This is a genomic window from Pseudomonas sp. CH61, assembly GCF_059429415.1.
In genome coordinates, this window is sequence record NZ_CM182098.1 from 5,283,223 (window position 1) to 5,304,345 (window position 21,123).

Here is a 21,123-nt window from a genome sequence, read left to right on the forward strand (position 1 = left end):
GAGCAGGCTCGCTCCCACAGGGAAACGCGTTCCAATGTGGGAGCGAGCCTGCTCGCGAAGGCGTCAGCCCGGACAACACAACTGTCGGACTTAGTCTTCCAGCAGTTCTTCAGCCTGACCCAGGATGTTTTCCAGGGTGAAGCCGAACTCTTCGAACAGTGCCGAAGCCGGAGCCGATTCGCCGTAAGTGGTCATGCCGATCACACGACCTTCCAGACCCACGTACTTGAACCAGAAGTCGGCGTGAGCCGCTTCGATGGCGATACGTGCGCTGACCTGCAACGGCAGCACGGCTTGCTTGTAGCCGGCGTCCTGAGCATCGAACACGCTGGTGCACGGCATCGAAACCACGCGCACCTTGCGGCCTTGCTCGGTCAGTTTGTCGTAAGCCTGAACCGCCAGACCCACTTCCGAACCGGTCGAAATCAGGATCAGCTCAGGCTCGCCTGCGCAGTCCTTCAGCACGTAACCGCCACGGCTGATGTCGGCAATCTGGCCGGCATCGCGTTCCTGGTGCTGCAGGTTCTGACGCGAGAAGATCAGCGCCGATGGGCCGTCCTTGCGCTCCAGAGCGTTCTTCCAGGCCACGGCCGACTCAACGGCATCGGCTGGACGCCAGGTGTCGAGGTTCGGTGTGGTACGCAGGCTGGTCAATTGCTCGATCGGCTGGTGCGTCGGGCCGTCTTCGCCCAGACCGATGGAGTCGTGGGTGTAGACGTGGATCACTTGCTTCTTCATCAGCGCCGACATGCGTACGGCGTTGCGCGCATATTCCATGAACATCAGGAAGGTCGCGCCGTAAGGCACCAGGCCGCCGTGCAGGGTCACGCCGTTCATGATCGCGGTCATGCCGAACTCGCGCACGCCGTAGTACATGTAGTTGCCGCTGGCATCTTCAGCGCTGACGCCTTTGCAACCTTTCCACAGGGTCAGGTTGGAACCGGCGAGGTCAGCGGAGCCACCAAGCAGTTCCGGCAACAGCGGGCCGAAGGCGTTCAGGGTGTTCTGGCTGGCTTTACGGCTGGCGATGGTTTCGCCTTTGGCCGCAACTTCAGCGATGTAAGCCGAGGCTTTTTCGGAGAAATCGGCCGGCAGCTCACCGCTCAGGCGACGTACCAGTTCGTTGGCTTCAGTCGGGAACGCAGCGGAGTAAGCAGCGAAACGCTGATCCCACTCGGCTTCGGTTGCGCGACCTTTTTCCTTGGCATCCCACTCGGCATAGATGTCGGCCGGGATTTCGAACGGGCCGTGGTTCCAGTTCAACGCCTGACGGGTCAGCGCGATTTCCGCGTCGCCCAGTGGAGCGCCGTGGCAGTCTTCTTTGCCCTGCTTGTTCGGCGAGCCGAAACCGATGGTGGTCTTGCAGCAGATCAGGGTCGGCAGCGGGCTCTTGCGAGCAGTCTCGATGGCAGTCTTGATCTCTTCCGGGTCGTGTCCGTCAACGTTGCGGATCACCTGCCAGTTGTAGGCTTCGAAACGCTTAGGGGTGTCATCGGTAAACCAGCCTTCGACTTCGCCGTCGATGGAGATGCCGTTGTCATCGTAGAAAGCGATCAGCTTGCCCAGACCCAGCGTACCGGCCAAGGAAGCAACTTCGTGGGAAATGCCTTCCATCATGCAGCCATCGCCCAGGAACACGTAGGTGTGGTGGTCGACGATATTGTGGCTCGGACGGTTGAACTGCGCCGCCAGGACTTTTTCAGCCAAGGCGAAACCGACGGCGTTGGCCAGACCCTGACCCAGTGGGCCGGTGGTGGTTTCAACGCCCGGGGTGTAACCGAATTCCGGGTGACCCGGGGTGCGGCTGTGCAGTTGACGGAACTGCTTGAGGTCTTCGATCGACAGGTCGTAACCGGTCAGGTGCAGCAGCGAGTAGATCAACATCGAGCCATGGCCGTTGGACAGCACGAAGCGGTCACGGTCGGCGAACGATGGATTGCTCGGGTTGTGCTTGAGGTAGTCGCGCCAAAGCACTTCGGCAATATCTGCCATACCCATTGGGGCACCGGGATGGCCGCTGTTGGCTTTTTGCACGGCATCCATGCTGAGGGCACGAATGGCGTTGGCACGCTCACGACGGCTAGGCATCGCTGATCTCCTGGGTTCTGGTAAGTCGAAACGGAAAAAAGGAGGGCATTTTCCCTCACCGGGGCGCCTCGGGGCAATGACAGATAGTCATCCGGGGGCGTTTTTCCAATGGATAGCGGCGCTTTCTATTGGTGAAACCTTTCCGCTACTCGTTTGTAGAGTTAACCGCCTGGTGAGAAGTGCCATTTATCGAGCAATATCAAAACTTTTTGATATTGGCCTTGCGATGAATTCCCCCCATCACTAGACTGCGGCCCTATGAATTTACGCGTGCCTTCCATTCGCCATGACGATTGCGACGAGCTGGCGGCCCTGTGCAAGGCCGGCGGCGATCCGTTGCGGCTGAATGTCTTGCGCGCGCTGGCCAACGATTCGTTCGGTGTTCTGGAACTGGCGCAGATTTTCGGCATCGGTCAGTCCGGCATGAGTCATCACCTCAAGGTACTGGCACAAGCCGACCTGGTGGCGACGCGCCGCGAAGGCAACGCGATTTTCTATCGCCGCGCCCTGCCCCACACCGAACTGCTCGGCGGCAAGTTGCACGCGGCATTGTTAGAAGAAGTCGACAATCTGGATCTGCCTGACGACGTGCAAGCGCGCATCGAGCAGGTTCACGGCCAACGTGCCGCCGCCAGTCAGGACTTTTTCGCCCGGGTGGCGGAGAAATTCCGTGCCCAGCAAGACTTGATCGCAGGCCTGCCGCAGTACCGTGACAGCGTGCTGGCCCTGCTCGACAAACTGAACTTCGATGGTGCTGCCACGGCCATTGAAGTCGGCCCCGGCGATGGTGCTTTTCTGCCGGAACTGGCCCGCCGCTTCGGCACCGTAACCGCGCTGGACAACAGCCCGGCGATGCTCGAACTGGCGCGTCAGGTATGCGAACGTGAACAGCTGGCTAACGTCAGCCTGCAATTGGCCGATGCATTGAATGGCACCAGCCTCAAGGCCGATTGCGTGGTGTTGAACATGGTGTTGCACCATTTCGCCGCGCCGGCCGATGCGCTCAAGCACATGGCCGACCTGCTGCAACCGGGCGGTAGCCTGCTCGTGACAGAGTTATGTAGCCACAACCAGAGTTGGGCCAGGGAGGCCTGCGGTGATCTGTGGTTGGGGTTTGAACAGGACGATTTGGCCCGTTGGGCCACCGCTGCGGGACTCGTTCCCGGGGAAAGCCTCTATGTAGGCTTACGTAATGGTTTCCAGATCCAGGTTCGCCATTTTCAGCGACCGACTGGCGACACTCACCATCGGTAAATTCAGGAAAACATCGAGATGAGCGAATACTCCCTCTTCACCTCCGAGTCCGTGTCCGAAGGGCATCCGGACAAAATCGCCGACCAGATTTCCGATGCGGTGCTGGACGCCATCATTACCCAGGACAAACACGCACGCGTTGCCGTGGAAACTCTGGTCAAGACTGGCGTGGCCATCGTTGCCGGTGAAGTGACCACCAGCGCCTGGGTCGATCTGGAAGAGATCGTGCGTAACGTGATTCTCGACATCGGCTATAACAGCTCCGACGTCGGCTTCGACGGCGCGACCTGCGGCGTGATGAACATCATTGGCAAGCAATCCCCGGACATCAACCAGGGTGTTGACCGTGCCAAGCCTGAAGATCAGGGCGCCGGCGACCAGGGCCTGATGTTCGGCTACGCCAGCAACGAAACCGACGTTTTGATGCCAGCACCGATTACCTTCTCGCACCAGCTGGTACAGCGCCAGGCCGAAGCCCGTAAATCGGGTCTGCTGCCTTGGCTGCGTCCGGACGCCAAGTCGCAAGTGACTTGCCGTTACGAAGGCGGCAAGGTTGTCGGTATCGACGCTGTAGTTCTGTCGACCCAGCACAACCCTGAAGTGTCGTACAAAGACCTGCGCGAAGGCGTGATGGAGCTGATCGTCAAGCACGTGCTGCCTGCCGAACTGCTGAGCAAAGACACCCAGTTCCACATCAACCCGACCGGCCAGTTCATCATTGGCGGCCCGGTAGGTGACTGCGGTCTGACCGGTCGCAAGATCATCGTCGACAGCTACGGCGGCATGGCCCGTCACGGCGGCGGCGCGTTCTCCGGTAAAGATCCATCGAAGGTTGACCGTTCGGCTGCCTACGCTGGCCGTTACGTTGCCAAGAACATCGTCGCGGCCGGCCTGGCCGAGCGTTGCGAGATTCAGGTTTCCTACGCGATCGGTGTGGCTCAGCCTACGTCGATCTCGTTGAACACCTTCGGCACCGGCAAGATCAGTGATGACAAGATCGTCAAACTGGTGCGTGAAGTGTTCGACCTGCGTCCATACGCAATCACCACCATGCTCGATCTGCTGCACCCGATGTACCAGGAAACTGCAGCGTACGGCCACTTCGGTCGCACGCCAGAGACCAAGACCGTTGGCGAAGACACCTTCACCACGTTCACCTGGGAAAAAACCGACCGCGCCGACGCCCTGCGTTCTGCTGCTGGTCTGTAAGACTTTCCCCGCGGTACAAAAAAGCCCCGCACGGTTAGCGCCGTGCGGGGCTTTTTCATGCGCGCTCAATACCCTGTGGGAGCGAGCCTGCTCCGGGCGGCGATCCGACGAAGAGGCCAGCCGGACCGACATCACTTCCCGACCAGACACACCCCGCAAAACACCCCACCTACCGAGCTCCCAATCGTCTTCTAACCTTCAACCATTCCCCCTGAGCAAGGACGCTCACAATGCTTGTCACGCTGCGCCTGTTGTTGGTTTTCCTCACCGCCTGTACGGCCCTCAACGCCCACGCCGATTGCCCGAACTGGCCAGCCACTCATGCAAAAAGCGAAATCGCCGCCCTGCAAAAACAGATCGACCATTGGGACGACGCCTATCACCGCGAAGGCCGCTCGCTGATTGCAGACGAACTTTACGACCAGTCGCGTCTGCGGTTAAGCCAGTGGCGGCGGTGCCTCGATTTGCCACCCACGCCTGCGCCACTGCGCACTGCCTCAGGCTCAATCGCACACCCCATCGCCCATACCGGTCTGGATAAGGTGCATGACGCAGCCGCCGTGGAAACGTGGCTGCGCGACCGCCAGGATGTCTGGGTACAACCTAAAATCGATGGCGTCGCAGTGACACTGATTTACCGCGCGGGCGTTTTGCATCAGGCCATCAGTCGCGGTGACGGGGTGCGTGGCCAAGACTGGACGCCGTCAGCACAGCAGATCGGCGCTATCCCTCAACGCCTGTCACAACCATTGGATCTGCTGGTTCAAGGGGAGCTTTATTGGCGCTTGAATGAACACGTACAAGCCCGCTCCGGCAGCGTCAACGCCCGTGCCACCGTTGCCGGACTGATGAACCGCAAATCCTTCACTGCAGAACAAGCCGCCGGGATCGGGCTGTTCGTTTGGGACTGGCCACAAGGGCCTGTGGATTTGCCCGAACGGATTTCACGATTGGCAGCGCTGGGCTTTGCCACAACTGAACCGTACAGCCAGCCCGCCAGTGATTTCGCAGAGGCACAGAAATGGCGCGAGCACTGGTATCGCTCGCCTCTGCCATTTGCCACCGACGGTGTGGTGTTGCGCCAGAGTCTGCGCCCGCCTGCTGAGCGCTGGCAGGCTCGCGCACCGTACTGGGCGGTCGCCTGGAAGTACCCGTTTGCTCAGGCATTGGCTGAAGTCCGCAAGGTCAATTTCAAGATCGGTCGCACCGGCCGCATCACACCGGTGATCGAGCTGATCCCGGTGACACTCGATGACCGCGAAATCAAACGGGTCAGCGCCAGTTCGTTGAAGCGCTGGCAAGAGCTGGACATTCGCCCCGGCGATCAGGTTGCGATCAGCCTCGCCGGCCTGACCATTCCTCGGCTCGACAGTGTTGTACTGCGCACCACCGAACGCACAGATATCGATATCCCCAACGCCGATGACTTCCACGCCCTGAGCTGCTGGCAACCGACCCACGGTTGTGAAAGCCAGTTTCTCGCCCGCTTGACCTGGCTCAGCGGTAAAAACGGGCTGGCGATGCAACATGTCGGTCGTGGCACCTGGGAGAAACTTCTCGATACACGCCGCGTGAATAACCTGCTGGATTGGTTGACCCTCGACGCGCCAGAGCTTGCTAACATTGCCGGCTTCGGCGAACGCAGCAGCGAACGCCTGATGAACAGTTTTCACAGCGCGCGCCAACGGCCCTTCGTCCAATGGCTCAAAGCCCTGGGCTTACCACCGACAGGTCAGGCACAACTGCCTGACTCATGGCGGGCGCTGGCACAACGTGACACCGAACAATGGCAGGCCGAAGCCGGTATCGGCCCGGGACGTGCGGCGCAACTGAGCGCATTCTTTCGCGATCCGCAGGTACTGGCTTTGAGCGAAACCTTACATGCCGCCGGAATCGACGGTTTCTGACTACGCAATCCCGGCGCGCCGGGAACCCATCGGCCACCTAGGCGCTCAAACTGCGCAGTGCCTGACCGACCCGATTGCCTTTGCACATGGAGCTTTTATGAAATTTCTCGCACCGCTCGCCATGCTGACCCTTTGCGGCGTAATGGCCGCCCCCGTCATGGCCGACGAAGACGCCCCGGGCCTGACCGGCTGCGCAGCCAAGAAGCAAGGCATCATGAACCAGATCGAACAGGCCAAGTCGCGCGGCAATGCCGATCAGCAGGCCGGCCTGGAAACGGCCTTGCGTGAAGTGACCGAGCATTGCACCGACGCGGGCCTGAAGAAAGAACGCGAAAACAAGGTGCTCGAAGCCAAGCACGAGGTGAGCAAGCGTCAGGCGGATCTCGACAAAGCCATGAAGAAAGGCGACCCGGAAAAGATCAACAAGCGCAAAGACAAACTGGCCGAGTCGCGCAAAGAACTGCAGGATGCGCTGGACGAAATCGATAAGTAAAAATCAAAAGATCGCACCCTGCGGCAGCTCCTGCATTGATCAGGGTAGGAGCTGCCGCAGGCTGCGATCTTTTAACTATCAATGATCGCGAAACTGTTTATGGCAAGCGCTGCAGGCATCCTCAACTTTCTGCACCGCCGGCCCAAGGTTGCTGGCCTTGTATGGCTGAACCTGACTGGCGATCACCAATTCACCGGTGGCCGCTTCAAGGGTGCGGGCCATTTCCTGAAACTGCGCCTGCTTCTGCCAGACATCGTCCTTGGCGCTGGTGTGATCTTCTTCGCGAACCTGCGGAAAATGCTTCCACGGTTCATGGGACAACGCATCGAGCTTGACCGCGCCTTCGGCGAACTTCGGCCCGTCGAACGGAAGGCGTCCACGCAACATGCCGCCCAGGTCTTCGCCGGTCTTGAGCATCTGTTTGAAAATGGCCTTGCGCTGGCCCAGCGGAGAATTCGGATCGACACCGCCACAGGCGGACAAGGTCAGACAGGCCAGCAATACAACAGAAATGCGTTTAAGAGTCATGGTGGCTTCAGGTCACGGAATTCGGCGGCCAGTATCCTCGCGTCACCACCAAACACCAATAGCCCTATTAAAAATACGGGTTGTTCGAGCGCATGGAGCACTCAGGCAACCGTCACAGGAATTACTCCATGAACAGCCGTCTCAAGGCCTGGTTTCACCCGCTCATAGCCACCCTTCCAGTGTTGGCAATTCTCGCCGGCTGCACCGGTGGCGAAACCGCCAAGCCAAAAACCCACGCGCTGGCCACTTATTCCAGCGCCACCTGGGAAGCCTTGCCGGCGGTATCCGATAGCGACCTGGTCGCCGGTTTCGGTTCGTGGCGTAGCGCGTGCACCCGACTCAAAGCTGATGCGGTTTGGGGCACAACCTGCGCAGCAGCGGCCAATGTTCCACAGAGCGCCTCCGAGATTCGTGCGTTTCTCAAACAGAATCTCGATGTCTACGGCCTGCGCGCTGAAAACGACAACCCCAATGGTTTGATCACCGGCTACTACGAGCCGGTCTACCCCGGCAGCCTGACGCCCACTGGCGCGGCCAACGTGCCGGTGTATGGCGTGCCGGAAGACATGATCATCGTCTCGCTCGACAGCATCTATCCGGAATTGAAAGGCAAACGCCTGCGCGGTCGCCTCGAAGGCCGCGTGCTCAAGCCATACGACGATGCCGCGACCATCGAATCCAAAGGTGTGAAAGCCCCGGTGGTTGCCTACCTGACTGACCCGATGAATCTGCAATTTCTACAGATACAGGGTTCCGGACGGATTCAGACCGAGGACGGCAAACAACTGCGCATTGCCTACGCCGATCAGAACGGCCATCCATACCGGCCGATTGGCCGCTGGCTGGTCGAACAAGGCGAGCTGAAGAAAGAAGACGTGACCATGAACGCGATCAGCAATTGGGCCAAAGCCAATCCGTCGCGCATCCCCGAACTGTTGGGTAGCAACCCGAGTTATGTGTTCTTCACCCGCAACCCGGACAGCAATGAAGGCCCGCGCGGTTCGCTGAACGTACCGTTGACTGCCGGCTACAGCGCGGCGGTGGATCGCAAGGTGATTCCGTTGGGCAGTCTGTTGTGGCTGTCGACCACAAAACCGGATGGCACGGCACTGGTCCGCCCGGTGGCGGCGCAGGATACCGGCGGCGCGATTGCCGGCGAGGTTCGTGCAGATCTGTTCTGGGGCACCGGTGATGCGGCCGGGCAACTGGCCGGGGACATGAAACAACAAGGGCAGATCTGGATGCTCTGGCCAAAAGGCGCGGCGCTGCCGCAAGTGCCGCAGGTGGCGGATACAGAGAAGAAGTAAGCCTTGGAATCTGCTGAGGTAATCAGATAGCTATCGCGAGCAGGCTCACTCCTACAGGGGAACGCATTCCAAAATGTAGGAGTGAGCCTGCTCGCGATGAGGCCATCAGCAACACCAGTAAAATAATCAGACCGACACAAAGAAGAACGAAGCAATCAGCCCCATCCCCACAAACCAGACCAGTGAACGCAGGATCGCCCAGTCCGCCAGGTAGCAGATGATGTACAGCAGGCGACTGGTAATAAACATCACCGCCAGCACATTGACCGTCACCAACTGCGCGGTTCCCACCAGGTGCGCAACGATCACCGCCGCTGCAAACGCCGGCATCACTTCAAAGCTGTTCAGTTGCGCCGCGTGCGCCCGACGGGCCACACCGTTGAGGCTTTCAAGAAAGTCACGCGGATCGTGGTTGTCACTCAACCGGTAGCCGCCCACGGCTTTCGCCACGCCAGTGCAGACATACGGCAGAAAAATCGCAATCAACACACACCACAGAGCCACCGTCATAACGCCGTCCTTTTTCGAGTTATAGAATTCGCGGGCCGTTAGAACTTCATCACCAGCATGCCGATCAGTACCAACCCACAGGCTAAGAGCCGCGGACGGCCGAAAGGTTCTTTCAAGTAGCGCATGCCGAACAGCACCACCAGAATCACGCTGATCTCACGCAATGCCGCCGCCTCCGCAATCGAGCCCAATTGCATCGCCCACAGCACCAGAGCGTAGCTGGCCAATACGCAGAAGCCCACCGCCAACCCCAGCTTCCATTGCTCACGCCAGAACAACATGAACGCCGGACGCTTGGCGACCCACGCCAACAGCGGAAACGGCCAGGCGCTGAGCAGCGTGACCCAGACCAGATAATCCAAAGGATGCGACCAACGCCGCAACGCCTGGCCATCGATGTAGGTATAGCAACCGATGCACAGGCCAATCAGCGCCACCACCGGCAGCATCGACCACGGCAAATGCTTGCCACCGCCACCCTGCCACAGCAGACAAACCATACCGAACGGGATCAGCATGATGCCGAAGATTTGCTGCGTGGTGAGCACTTCACCGGCGAAGATCAGGGTCAGCGCCAGCACTACCAGCGGCGACAAACCGCGCATCAGTGGATAGACCAACCCGAGATCGCCGACCCGATACGCCTGAATCAACAGGTAGCGATACAGCAATTCAAACGCTGCCGACGCCAAAATCCACGGCCAGATTTCCATGGGCGGCAAGCTCACGAATGGCAACGCGATGGCAACGACCAGCAACGCCACGGTGTCCATGCACGCCACCACCAGCAGCCGCTCGGCGCTGAACTTGATCAATGTATTCCACGTCGCATGCAGCAGCGCCGCCATCAATACCAACCCCGTCGCCAGCACGTTCCACTCCTTATTGTTGTTAGCGAGCCAATTAGTCAGATTATTGATTCGCGATGTGTCAGCAGCTGTTTATACTGCAAGCGACCACGCCGCACTCAGTTGCGCACAGAAAAATACCAATAATTCCTGCCTGCACCGCCCTCCATAGAGAGCGGTCGTCGGCCTGCGTATGCCTGATCAAAGCGTCAAGACTACCGACAGAGACCTTGCGCATGCCACTCGCCTTGCTTGCCCTCGCTGTTGCCGCGTTCGGCATCGGCACCACTGAATTCGTCATCATGGGCCTGCTGCCCGATGTTGCCCGCGATCTTTCTGTGAGCATTCCCCACGCGGGTTTGTTGATTACCGGTTACGCGCTGGGCGTGGTGTTCGGCGCACCGATCCTGGCGATCGGCACCGCGAACATGCCGCGCAAAGCGACCTTGTTGGGGATGACGCTGATGTTCATCCTCGGCAACGTGCTCTGCGCCCTGGCGCCGAACTACGCGACGCTGATGGCTGCTCGCGTGGTCACGGCGCTGTGTCACGGCGCGTTCTTCGGCATTGGCTCGGTGGTCGCCGCCGGGCTGGTCGCGCCGAACAAACGCGCGCAGGCGATTGCGATGATGTTCACCGGCCTGACCTTGGCCAATGTTCTCGGCGTGCCGCTGGGAACAGCGTTGGGTCAGTACGCCGGTTGGCGCTCGACCTTCTGGGCGGTCTCGGTGATTGGTGTGATCGCCGCTCTCGCGCAGTGGTTGTGGTTGCCGAAACACATCCCGATGGACAAGGCCAACCTCGCCAGCGAATTCAAGGTGCTGGGTAAGGTCAACGTGCTGCTGGCGCTGGGCATGAGTGTTTTGGCGTCGACCAGCCTGTTCAGCGTTTTCACTTATATCGCGCCGATCCTGCAAGACATCACCGGCGTCAGCCCACACGGGGTAACGGTGATGCTGCTGTTGTTCGGCGTCGGCCTGACCGGCGGCAGCATGCTCGGCGGACGTCTGGCCGATAGCCGTTTGTTGCCGTCGCTGGTCGGTGTGGCCTTGGCCGTGGTGGTGATTCTGGCGGCGTTCAGCCAGACCAGTCACTCGGTGGTGCCGGCGGCGATCACGCTGGTGCTGTGGGGGATTTTTGCCTTTGCGCTGTGCCCGATTCTGCAACTGCTGATCATCGATCAGGCCCATGAAGCGCCGAACCTCGGCTCGACCTTGAATCAAAGCGCTTTCAACCTCGGTAATGCGGCGGGTGCGTGGATCGGCGGGCTGGTGGTGGCCAGTGGCGCGGATCTCGCGGACTTGCCGTGGACGGGTGCGCTGGTCGGTGTGTTGACGGTGCTGACGGCGCTTTTGTTTATTTATCTGCAACGTCGTGAGGCGGCTGCGGTCAATGTGTCCGGCTAGCCCTCACCCTAGCCCTCTCCCAGAGGGAGAGGGGACTGACCGTGTTGAATGTTCGAGTTACATCGACCTGAAATTTCCAGCCGAACTCAGCCCCTGAAAGACTTGAAGATCTGCTCCCTTTCCCCCTCTCCCTAAGGGAGAGGGCTGGGGTGAGGGGGCTCTTGATCTCATCACACCATCAACTGTGTCCCGATCCTGACTCAACCCATCCAACCCCTGCGCCAAAGATTCGGTGCGCTATCTTCCACCCCTCATCCAAAGGACCCCGGATGCTTGAACTTGTCGCCGCTTTCATCTGCCTCACCACCCTCCTGACCTTCGTCAACTTTCGTTTCATCGGTCTGCCGCCGACCATCGGCGTGATGGTCACCGCGCTGTTGTTCTCGCTGATCCTGCAAGGTCTGAGCGTGCTCGGCTACCCCGGTCTTGAAGAACGCGTACAGCAATTGATCGGCCAGATCGACTTCGGCGATCTGCTGATGAACTGGATGCTGTCGTTCCTGCTATTCGCCGGCGCCTTGCACGTCAACCTGAATGACTTGCGCAGCTACCGCTGGCCCATCGGTCTGTTGGCAACCTTCGGCGTGTTGATTGCCACCACGGTAATCGGCAGCCTCGCCTATTACATTTTTGCCTTGTTCGGCTGGCACGTGAGCTTCTTGTATTGCCTGCTGTTCGGCGCGCTGATTTCGCCAACCGACCCGATCGCGGTGCTCGGCGTGCTGCGTACCGCCAACGCCTCGAAGCCGCTGAAAACCACCATCGTTGGCGAATCGCTGTTCAACGACGGCACAGCTGTTGTGGTGTTCACCGTATTGCTGGGCATCGCCCAACTCGGCGAAACCCCGACCGTCAGCGCCACCGCCATGTTGTTCGTTCATGAAGCCATCGGCGGTGTGCTCTTTGGCGGGCTGATCGGTTATCTGGTCTATCGAATGATCAAAAGCGTCGAGCAACATCAGATCACTGTGATGCTGACCCTGGCGCTGGTCATTGGCGGTTCGGCGATGGCCACGGAGATTCACGTTTCCGCGCCGATCGCGATGGTGGTGGCCGGTCTGATCATCGGCAACCTCGGGCGCAATCTGGCGATGAACGACATGACCCGCCGTTATCTGGACGGTTTCTGGGAATTGCTCGATGACATGCTCAACGCGCTGCTGTTCGCGCTGATCGGCATGGAGCTGTTGCTGCTGCCGTTCAACTGGCTGCACGTGGCGGCGGCGAGTGTGTTGGCGGTAGCCATTCTGCTCTCGCGCCTGCTCACGGTGGCCCCGGCGATTCTGCTGCTGCGCCGCTGGCGGACAGTGCCCGCCGGCACGATCCGGATTCTGACCTGGGGCGGTTTGCGCGGCGGTGTCTCGGTGGCACTGGCGCTGGCCCTGCCGCTGGGCCCGGAGCGTGATCTGTTGCTGAGCATCACTTACATTGTGGTGCTGTCGTCGATCCTGTTGCAGGGGCTGACCATCGGCAAACTGGTCAAGCACGCGACGCGCAACGAGCCGAGTGCTGCGACCGAAACCGCGCACTGACACATCACTGCGGCGCAGTCGTGGAATACTTTCATGGCGGGTCGCAGAGTAATTCGAGCAGATGTCGCATCGCCAACGGGCGGTGCGGCGTCGAGCTGTGCATCACCACCAGTTCCCGCGAATAACGCTGCTCCTTTTCCACCGGCAGGACATACATTCCGTCCAGCGCCATCCCGGCCCATTGCGGCACCAGTGACACTCCCATCCCCTGAGTCACGAGCATGACGATGGTTTCCAGCGCATCCAGTTCACACAGCACATTCGGCTCGATCGCCTGCTCGTCGAGGTATCGCTGAGCGATCTGCCCGCCCCATGAGCGTGCGTCATAACGAATGAATGGACCTTCGCGCAGCAGTGTTTCCAGCGACTGTCCGACGCGCGCCGCCGGCGCAATCAGAACCAGCGGTTCGACCTTGAGCACAGCCAGCACCAATGCCTTCGGCGGCTGGAACGGCGGCCTGACCAGAATTGCCGCGTCCAACTCGCCCGTCAGCACTTTTTCGTAAAGGCTTTTTGAATCTCCGGGCGTGATCTTCAATTTGAGCGCCGGCGCCGATAACGCCAATCGTTCGATCAACCCCGGCAACACACCCGTCAAGGCAGTCGAGATCGCGCCAATCTTCACCTCTCCCGTCAGAGCATCGTGGTCCCGATCGTTTTGCAAAGCCTGCGTCTGTTCGATGATCGCCCTGATTTGCGGCAGCACCTGCAGACAGAGATCCGATGGCCGTACGGCATGCGCGGTGCGCACCAACAAGGCATAACCCAGTGACCGTTCGAGTGCCTGAACTCGCTGACTGATCGCCGCCGCCGTGCGGTTTTCGCGGCGCGCGGCGGCCGCAATCGAACCGGTTTCAACTACCGCGATCAGGCTTTGAAGAAAGCGCACGTCCATAAGTTTTCCTTTCGCTCAGAACAAGGCGAAGCCGTTTTGCCCCGCCGCATGGCCTGTTTACCCTGAGTGCTCCTTCACTCAGGGCTATCACATGAACAGACCTTTTCACGCTGCATACCATGTTTGCGACCTGGAACAGACGCGGATTTTTTATCGAGATGTGTTGGGCTGCACCGAAGGCCGCAGTACAGAGACGTGGGTCGACTTCGACTTTTTCGGCAATCAACTCTCGCTGCACCTGGGCAAACCCTTCGCGACAACCCGCACCGGGCAGGTCGGCGAGCACAAGGTGCTGATGCCACACCTCGGCGTGGTGCTGCCTCTAGAGGAATGGCTGGAACTGGCCGAGCGCCTGAACCGCCTGGGCACTCACTTTGAAATCCCACCGGTGATTCGTTTCGCCGGCGAAGCGGGCGAGCAACGCACGATGTTCTTCCTTGACCCCAGCGGCAACCCGATCGAAGTCAAAGGCTTCAAGGACTTCAACGGTCTGTTTGCGCATTGATTCCAACCCCAACAAACACAATAAAAAGGGGCACAGCATGAGTAGCAAAACATCCACCAGCCTGGTCACTCGCATCATGATCGGGCTCGCCGCCGGGGTCCTCGTCGGCATCCTCCTCAACCAGTTTCCCGAACACAAGACCTGGTTTATCGACAACCTGCTGCAACCGGCGGGCGACCTGTTTATCAGGCTGATGAAAATGATCGTCGTACCGCTGGTCTTTGCCTGCATGGTCGTTGGCATTGCCGGCGCGGGCAGTACCAAGGCCTTGGGACGGGTCGGGATAAAAACGCTGGTGTATTTTTTCACGATCACCAGCATCGCCATCGTCTTCGGGCTGATCATCGGCAACGTATTCCAGCCCGGCGCTGGCGCGGATTTCAGCAGCACCTTGCAAGCACCGGTCACCGGCCTGGCCACTACGGGTGAAACGCAAAACCTGGGTCGAACCTTGGTCAACATCGTCCCGGACAACATCGTATTGGCCATGTCGCAGGGCAAACTGCTGTCGGTGTTGTTCTTTGCCATCCTGTTCGGCTGCGCCCTGTCGATGCTGCCCGAGCAACAGAAGGCGCCGCTGATCGCGGTGATGCAAGCGGTTTCCGACACCATGTTCAAGGTCACGCATCTGGTCATGCACTATTCGCCGATCGGCATCTTCGGCCTGATCGGCGTGACCGTGGCCAGCTTCGGTTTGAGTGCCTTGCTGCCGCTGGCCAAGCTGATCGGCATCACTTACGTAGCCGTGCTGCTATTCGCATTCTGCGTGCTCGGGTTGGTGGCAAGAATCGCCGGGATCCGTTTTTTCCATCTGATTCGGGAAATACGCAGTGAACTACTGCTGGCCTACAGCAGCGCCGCTTCGGCCACGGTGATGCCGCAACTGATCGAGAAAATGGAGCGCTATGGAGCGCCGCGCCCGATTACCAGCATGGTCATTCCGCTGGGCTACTCGTTCAACCTCGACGGCGCATCACTGTTTGCAGGGCTGGGCACGTTGTTCATCGCTCAGGCCTATGGCATTGATCTGGGTCTGGCAGATCAGGCGATGCTGGTGCTGATCATGGTGCTGACATCCAAAGGCGCGGCGGGCGTGCCGGGCTTCATGTTCATCATTCTGACGGCAACGCTGACCGCCGCCGGATTGCCAGTGGAAGGCGTGGCGATCATCGCTGGCGTTTACCGGTTGATGGACATGCCGGTGACTGCGCTGAACGTGTTGGGCAACGCGCTGGCGCCGCTGGTCATTGCACGTTGGGAAGGTCAGCTCAAGGCGCCTGAAAGCGAGCCGACCGCGTCACCGGTCAGCCCGCCGTTCAACGGCTGAAACTATCGGCTTTTGCTGCCTGAATCATCCTCGCTGGATTCGCCAGAGGCGGGTTTATCCGTCTTTGGCGCACCGCTCTCACTGCGGATCTGCGCATGGCTGATCAGCGCAAAGATAAAGCTGCCACCAATGATGTTCCCCGCCAGCGTCGGCCCCGCGAAGACCATCCAGAAATCACTCCACGGCAGCTCGCCGGCAAACACCAGATATGACACCTCCGCCGAACCCACCACGATATGGGTGAAATCGCCGAGCGCCATCAAATAGGTGATGAGGATGATGATCCACATCTTCGCGCTCTCCATGGACGGGATCATCCAGACCATGGTGGCAATCATCCAGCCGGAAACGATGCCTTTGGCGAACATCTGGCTGGCATGGTTCTCCATGACCTTGCGACCGATTTCGAGGAAGGCATGATCCGTCTTGCTGTCGAAGATCGGCAGTTCGAGCATCACGTACGCGACCAGAATCGTGCCACACAGGTTGCCAACGAGCACCACCGTCCACAGGCGGATCAGCCGTCCGAAGTTTTGCAGGGTCGGCTTGGTCATGACCGGTAGCACTGCCGTCAGGGTGTTTTCGGTGAACAGTTGCTGGCGGGCGAGGATCACCGCAAGGAAGCCGGCGCAGTAACCGAAACTGGCGATCACTTTGAATTCGTCACCGTCGGGCAGGCGCGAATTGAGCAGGCCCATGCCCATCAGCGACAGACCCATGGTCAGCCCTGCCGCAAGCGCCGACCACCAGAGTGCGGCGATGCTGCGCTCCAGCTCCTGATCGCCCTGAGAGCGGATGATTTCGTGCAGAACGGCCGCACGGGGCGGCTGGTTTTTCTCGACTTCGTGCTGCTCTTTGGCCGAGAGGTCGGGGGTTTTGCCGTCAGTGGGGGTGGTCATGGCGTGGGAACCGTGGGGGTGGTGTTTACCTACGACCCCGGCGGTTCATGGCTGTTCAGTGGGCAGATGATTCTTCGCTGACTTTGAAACCGTCATCGCGAGCAGGCTCACTCCTACATGGACTGCGCTGTACCTGTAGGAGTGAGCCTGCTCGCGATGAAGCCGACGCTGATGTCACTTGGTAACTAACTCATCTTCCTGAAACTGGTCTTTCACATATTTGATTTCAGTGCGCCCATGCGGTGCTGGCAAGCCGTCTTCGCCCAGATTCACAAACACCATCTTCTCGACGGTCAGAATGCTCTTGCGGGTGATCTTGTTGCGCACTTCGCAGGTCAGGGTGATCGAGGTGCGGCCGAACTCGGTGGCGGTGATGCCCAGTTCGATGATGTCGCCCTGGCGCGAGGCGCTGACGAAGTTGATTTCGGAAATGTACTTGGTCACCACGCGCTGATTGCCCAACTGGACGATCGCGTAAATCGCCGCTTCTTCGTCGATCCAGCGCAACAGGCTGCCACCGAACAGGGTGCCGTTGGGGTTGAGGTCTTCGGGTTTTACCCATTTGCGGGTGTGGAAATTCATCTTCACTCCTGAGTGTCTTGCCGAACGATGGACGGTATCTTGGCAGACTGAGCGGTCATGCTCCATGCGGCTTCGACTATGGTCGTCATTAACGATCTTCATCTGGCCGACAGAAACCCTTTGGAAGATCAGTCTAGACGGCTATAATCGCCCCCGTTTCAAAACGGTCATCTTCAATTGATACCGTTTTCCCGCCACCTGTCCGAGGGGCGCTGCAGCAGGTTCAACCTGTCAGGCTCGGATGGGGCGTTGACCGGCCTTAGGCTGGACACTAAACGCACAACGGCGCCCATTCGCATACATTACGAATGGAGGCTCTTCATGAGCGCTGTTATCACGCCTGCAGATTTTAACGATTACAAAGTTGCCGACATGTCCCTGGCTGCCTGGGGCCGTCGCGAAACCATCATCGCCGAATCGGAAATGCCGGCTCTGATGGGTCTGCGTCGCAAGTACTCCGGCGAACAGCCGTTGAAAGGCGCCAAGATCCTCGGCTGCATCCACATGACCATTCAGACTGCCGTGCTGATCGAAACCCTGGTTGCCCTGGGTGCCGAAGTACGCTGGTCGTCGTGCAACATTTTCTCGACTCAGGATCAGGCTGCTGCCGCTATCGCTGCTGCCGGCATCCCGGTTTTCGCCTGGAAAGGCGAAACTGAAGAAGAGTACGAGTGGTGCCTGGAACAAACCATCCTGAAAGATGGCCAGCCATGGGACGCCAACATGATCCTCGACGACGGCGGCGACCTGACCCAGCTGCTGCACGACAAGTACCCACAAGTCCTGGATCGCGTTCACGGCGTGACCGAAGAAACCACCACCGGCGTACACCGTCTGCTGGACATGCTGGCCAAGGGCGAGCTGAAAATCCCGGCCATCAACGTCAACGACTCGGTGACCAAGTCCAAGAACGACAACAAGTACGGCTGCCGTCACAGCCTGAACGACGCGATCAAGCGCGGCACCGACCACCTGCTGTCCGGCAAGCAAGCGCTGGTCATCGGTTACGGTGACGTGGGCAAGGGTTCGGCTCAGTCCCTGCGTCAGGAAGGCATGATCGTTAAGGTTTCCGAAGTTGACCCGATCTGCGCCATGCAAGCGTGCATGGACGGTTTCGAACTGGTTTCGCCGTTCATCGACGGTATCAACGACGGCACCGAAGCAAGCATCGACAAAGCGTTGCTGGGCAAGATCGACCTGATCGTGACCACCACTGGTAACGTCAATGTTTGCGACGCGAACATGCTCAAAGCCCTGAAGAAGCGCGCTGTTGTCTGCAACATCGGTCACTTCGACAACGAAATCGACACCGCTTTCATGCGCAAGAACTGGGCATGGGAAGAAGTGAAGCCACAGGTACACAAGATCCACCGTACCGGCCCGGGCGCTTTCGACGCGCAGAACGACGACTACCTGATCCTGCTGGCCGAAGGCCGTCTGGTAAACCTGGGCAACGCCACTGGTCACCCAAGCCGCATCATGGACGGTTCGTTCGCCAACCAGGTACTGGCGCAGATCTTCCTGTTCGGCCAGAAGTACGCCGACCTGTCGCCAGCCCAGAAAGCCGAGCGCCTGACTGTTGAAGTACTGCCGAAGAAACTCGACGAAGAAGTGGCCCTGGAAATGGTTCGCGGCTTCGGCGGCGTGGTCACGCAACTGACCAAGCAACAGGCTGACTACATCGGCGTGACCGTCGAAGGCCCGTTCAAGCCGCACGCTTACCGCTACTAACAGGCGCTTGCTCGCTCTCCCTGTGGGAGCGAGCCTGCTCGCGAAGGCGTCTCAACATTCAACATCCGTGTTGTCTGACCCAGCGCTTTCGCGAGCAGGCTCGCTCCCACACGGGATTGCAACGCCTCGAAGGTTCTTGTTTCCAAGGGTATGACCATGTCCCAAGACCGTCGCTACAGCTTCGAGTTCTTCCCGACCAAGACCGATGCTGGGCATGAAAAACTGCTCGCCACTGCCCGTCAGCTGGCCACTTACAATCCCGACTTTTTTTCCTGCACCTATGGCGCTGGTGGTTCGACCCGTGATCGCACCCTCAACACCGTTCTGCAACTGGAAAGCGAAGTCAAAATCCCGGCCGCTCCGCACCTGTCGTGCGTCGGCGACAGCAAGGACGACCTGCGCGGCCTGCTGAACGAGTACAAGGCCGCCGGCATCAAGCGCATCGTCGCCCTGCGTGGCGACCTGCCGTCCGGCATGGGCATGACCAGCGGTGAGCTGCGTCACGCCAATGAACTGGTGGAATTCATTCGTGAAGAAACCGGTGACCATTTCCACATCGAAGTTGCCGCTTACCCGGAGATGCATCCGCAAGCACGCAACTACGAAGACGATCTGGCCAACTTCGTGCGCAAGGCTCGCGCCGGCGCCGACAGCGCGATCACCCAGTACTTCTTCAACGCCGACAGCTACTTCTACTTTGTCGACCGTTTGCAGGCGCAAGGTGTCGATCTGCCGATCGTGCCAGGCATCATGCCGATCACCAACTACAGCAAACTCGCGCGCTTCTCCGATGCCTGCGGTGCGGAAATCCCGCGCTGGATTCGCAAGCAACTGGAAGCCTACGGCGATGACACGCAAAGCATTCAGCGCTTTGGTGAGCAAGTCGTCAGCGAGATGTGCGAGCGCCTGTTGCAGGGCGGCGCACCGGGGCTGCACTTCTATTCCATGAACCAGGCTGAGCCTAGTCTGGCGATCTGGAATAACCTGAAGTTGCCGCGTTAAAGCAGCTACAAGCTTCAAGCTGAAAGCTACAAGCCGGATCAAAAGATCGCAGCCTGCGGCAGCTCCTACATTGGGATTTTGTTCACCCTGTAAGAGCTGCTGAAGGCTGCGATCTTTTGCGTTTAAAGGCCCGAAACAGAGCTTGTGCAGGCACTTTCTGGCTCTTTCACGTTTCTCGTCGTAATCTCAAGCCATGCCTTTGATCACGCAGTTATTCGCCGTGCTGGTTTTTGCTTGCCTGAGCTTCGCCGCTCGAGGCGAAAAGCTGCGTATTGTCACCGAGCCATGGGCGCCTTATGTGTATGAGGAAGGCGGCAAGAACCTCGGGCTGGACTATGAAACTACGGCCATCGTCTTCAAGCGTCTGGGCATTGAAGTCGAATGGCAATTCCTGCCGTGGAAGCGCTGCCTGTCGATGCTTGAAACCGGGCAGGCCGACGGTGCGCTGGACATTTTTCACAGCGACGAGCGCGACGCCACCCTGCTCTACCCGATCGAGCCGCTGTCGGACGTCGAGTTCGTGATGTTCTACGCCAATGACCGGCCGCACCCGTTCCGTAAACTCGAAGAGCTCAAAGGCCTGACCATCGGCACTTCGCCGGGTTATCTGTACAGCCCCGATTTCCGCGAATCAACGTTTTTTAGCCGTGAACCGGCACCGACCCACGAAGCCAACTTCGGCAAACTGGTGCGCGGTCGCATCGACTTGCTGATCACTGATCGCCGCGTTGGCCAGCATTTGCTTGATGAGCTGAATATTCGCGATCAGATCAGCGAAAACCCTACCGTTATTAGCCGTCAGAGCCAGTTTCTCGCGGTTCGGCGCAATGCCGGCATGGATTTGCTGGTGCAGCGGTTTGGCGCCGAGCTCAAGCGATTCAAGCGCGAACCGGCTTACGCCGAGCTGAGCGCACGCTACGGCGCTGCGCCCGCCGGCAGCCCTTCACTGAACTCAGCCACCGCCAACCGCAAAACCGTTGAGCAGCAGGAAAGCAGCGCGCAGTGATTGCTCTGTTATACTCCGGCGTTCCCGCCAGGCTCACGCCCGGACGCCCGGAACCGTAATAGGCCTCTCGACCCGCTACAGCGCAGCTTTGCAG

At 59.4% G+C, this 21,123-nt stretch carries 19 protein-coding genes and 1 riboswitch; of the genes, 12 read left to right on the forward strand and 7 right to left on the reverse strand.

Annotation, left to right across the window (positions count from 1 at the left end):
- Positions 1-90 precede the first annotated feature (90 nt).
- Positions 91-2,088 carry a transketolase gene (tkt, locus tag AC5SEM_RS23775; protein WP_495471402.1) on the reverse strand — a complete coding sequence of 666 codons (1,998 nt, stop codon included), beginning with the start codon at positions 2,086-2,088 and terminating at the stop codon, positions 91-93.
- A gap of 258 nt (positions 2,089-2,346) precedes the next feature.
- Between tkt and AC5SEM_RS23780 the strand changes: the two genes are divergently transcribed.
- The 4 genes from AC5SEM_RS23780 (at position 2,347) to AC5SEM_RS23795 (ending at position 6,951) form a co-directional block, all read left to right on the forward strand.
- Positions 2,347-3,342 (forward strand): ArsR/SmtB family transcription factor, encoded by a 996-nt coding sequence (locus AC5SEM_RS23780; RefSeq protein WP_077574856.1) that lies wholly within the window; start codon positions 2,347-2,349, stop codon positions 3,340-3,342.
- A gap of 18 nt (positions 3,343-3,360) precedes the next feature.
- The gene (gene metK / locus AC5SEM_RS23785) at positions 3,361-4,551 is read left to right on the forward strand and encodes a methionine adenosyltransferase (RefSeq protein WP_016987231.1); all 1,191 of its coding nucleotides are present in this window, start codon (positions 3,361-3,363) and stop codon (positions 4,549-4,551) included.
- Positions 4,552-4,781: 230 nt separating this feature from the next.
- Entirely contained in the window at positions 4,782-6,458 is a 1,677-nt protein-coding gene (gene ligB, locus AC5SEM_RS23790; protein WP_495471403.1) for an NAD-dependent DNA ligase LigB, read from the forward strand.
- A 97-nt stretch (positions 6,459-6,555) separates the two neighbouring features.
- Positions 6,556-6,951, forward strand: coding sequence for a DUF1090 domain-containing protein (locus AC5SEM_RS23795; protein WP_077574858.1), 396 nt, complete (start codon positions 6,556-6,558; stop codon positions 6,949-6,951).
- A gap of 78 nt (positions 6,952-7,029) precedes the next feature.
- On the opposite strand, the gene AC5SEM_RS23800 is transcribed toward AC5SEM_RS23795, so the two are convergent.
- Positions 7,030-7,479 carry a c-type cytochrome gene (locus AC5SEM_RS23800; protein ID WP_495471404.1) on the reverse strand — a complete coding sequence of 150 codons (450 nt, stop codon included), beginning with the start codon at positions 7,477-7,479 and terminating at the stop codon, positions 7,030-7,032.
- Positions 7,480-7,607: 128 nt separating this feature from the next.
- Between AC5SEM_RS23800 and mltA the strand changes: the two genes are divergently transcribed.
- The gene (gene mltA / locus AC5SEM_RS23805; protein ID WP_495471405.1) at positions 7,608-8,786 is read left to right on the forward strand and encodes a murein transglycosylase A; all 1,179 of its coding nucleotides are present in this window, start codon (positions 7,608-7,610) and stop codon (positions 8,784-8,786) included.
- A 126-nt stretch (positions 8,787-8,912) separates the two neighbouring features.
- Here mltA and AC5SEM_RS23810 read toward each other — a convergent pair whose 3' ends face one another.
- Together AC5SEM_RS23810 and AC5SEM_RS23815 are read right to left on the reverse strand one after the other, a co-directional pair.
- Positions 8,913-9,296: an MAPEG family protein gene (locus AC5SEM_RS23810; RefSeq protein WP_077574861.1), complete on the reverse strand. Its 384-nt coding sequence runs from the start codon at positions 9,294-9,296 to the stop codon at positions 8,913-8,915.
- A 38-nt stretch (positions 9,297-9,334) separates the two neighbouring features.
- Positions 9,335-10,168, reverse strand: a complete 834-nt coding sequence (locus AC5SEM_RS23815) for an EamA family transporter (RefSeq protein ID WP_495471406.1) — start codon at positions 10,166-10,168, stop codon at positions 9,335-9,337.
- 212 nt (positions 10,169-10,380) lie between these two features.
- On the opposite strand from AC5SEM_RS23815, the gene AC5SEM_RS23820 reads away from it, so the two are divergent.
- Both AC5SEM_RS23820 and AC5SEM_RS23825 read left to right on the forward strand, forming a co-directional pair.
- Positions 10,381-11,550 (forward strand): MFS transporter, encoded by a 1,170-nt coding sequence (locus tag AC5SEM_RS23820; RefSeq protein WP_077574863.1) that lies wholly within the window; start codon positions 10,381-10,383, stop codon positions 11,548-11,550.
- A 269-nt stretch (positions 11,551-11,819) separates the two neighbouring features.
- A complete protein-coding gene (locus tag AC5SEM_RS23825) occupies positions 11,820-13,082 on the forward strand; it encodes a cation:proton antiporter (RefSeq protein ID WP_495471407.1) in 1,263 nt (420 codons plus the stop codon).
- Positions 13,083-13,113: 31 nt separating this feature from the next.
- Here the strand turns inward: AC5SEM_RS23825 and AC5SEM_RS23830 are convergent, their stop codons facing one another.
- Positions 13,114-13,977: a LysR family transcriptional regulator gene (locus AC5SEM_RS23830; protein WP_495471408.1), complete on the reverse strand. Its 864-nt coding sequence runs from the start codon at positions 13,975-13,977 to the stop codon at positions 13,114-13,116.
- Between the two features lie 91 nt (positions 13,978-14,068).
- Here AC5SEM_RS23830 and AC5SEM_RS23835 point away from each other — a divergent pair, with 91 nt between their 5' ends.
- Both AC5SEM_RS23835 and AC5SEM_RS23840 read left to right on the forward strand, forming a co-directional pair.
- Positions 14,069-14,482 carry a VOC family protein gene (locus AC5SEM_RS23835; protein WP_495471409.1) on the forward strand — a complete coding sequence of 138 codons (414 nt, stop codon included), beginning with the start codon at positions 14,069-14,071 and terminating at the stop codon, positions 14,480-14,482.
- A 37-nt stretch (positions 14,483-14,519) separates the two neighbouring features.
- Positions 14,520-15,809 (forward strand): cation:dicarboxylate symporter family transporter, encoded by a 1,290-nt coding sequence (locus AC5SEM_RS23840; RefSeq protein WP_495471410.1) that lies wholly within the window; start codon positions 14,520-14,522, stop codon positions 15,807-15,809.
- 2 nt (positions 15,810-15,811) lie between these two features.
- Here AC5SEM_RS23840 and AC5SEM_RS23845 read toward each other — a convergent pair whose 3' ends face one another.
- The gene (locus AC5SEM_RS23845; protein WP_495471411.1) at positions 15,812-16,708 is read right to left on the reverse strand and encodes a formate/nitrite transporter family protein; all 897 of its coding nucleotides are present in this window, start codon (positions 16,706-16,708) and stop codon (positions 15,812-15,814) included.
- 174 nt (positions 16,709-16,882) lie between these two features.
- Positions 16,883-17,290, reverse strand: coding sequence for an acyl-CoA thioesterase (locus AC5SEM_RS23850; protein ID WP_016984776.1), 408 nt, complete (start codon positions 17,288-17,290; stop codon positions 16,883-16,885).
- Between the two features lie 198 nt (positions 17,291-17,488).
- Positions 17,489-17,588, forward strand: a riboswitch (S-adenosyl-L-homocysteine riboswitch).
- A 23-nt stretch (positions 17,589-17,611) separates the two neighbouring features.
- Between AC5SEM_RS23850 and ahcY the strand changes: the two genes are divergently transcribed.
- From ahcY to AC5SEM_RS23865, 3 genes are all read left to right on the forward strand, one after another.
- Positions 17,612-19,021 carry an adenosylhomocysteinase gene (gene ahcY, locus AC5SEM_RS23855; protein ID WP_457464319.1) on the forward strand — a complete coding sequence of 470 codons (1,410 nt, stop codon included), beginning with the start codon at positions 17,612-17,614 and terminating at the stop codon, positions 19,019-19,021.
- A gap of 156 nt (positions 19,022-19,177) precedes the next feature.
- Positions 19,178-20,023: a methylenetetrahydrofolate reductase [NAD(P)H] gene (gene metF, locus AC5SEM_RS23860; protein WP_007913720.1), complete on the forward strand. Its 846-nt coding sequence runs from the start codon at positions 19,178-19,180 to the stop codon at positions 20,021-20,023.
- Between the two features lie 193 nt (positions 20,024-20,216).
- Entirely contained in the window at positions 20,217-21,029 is an 813-nt protein-coding gene (locus tag AC5SEM_RS23865; RefSeq protein ID WP_495471412.1) for a substrate-binding periplasmic protein, read from the forward strand.
- Positions 21,030-21,123 lie beyond the last annotated feature (94 nt).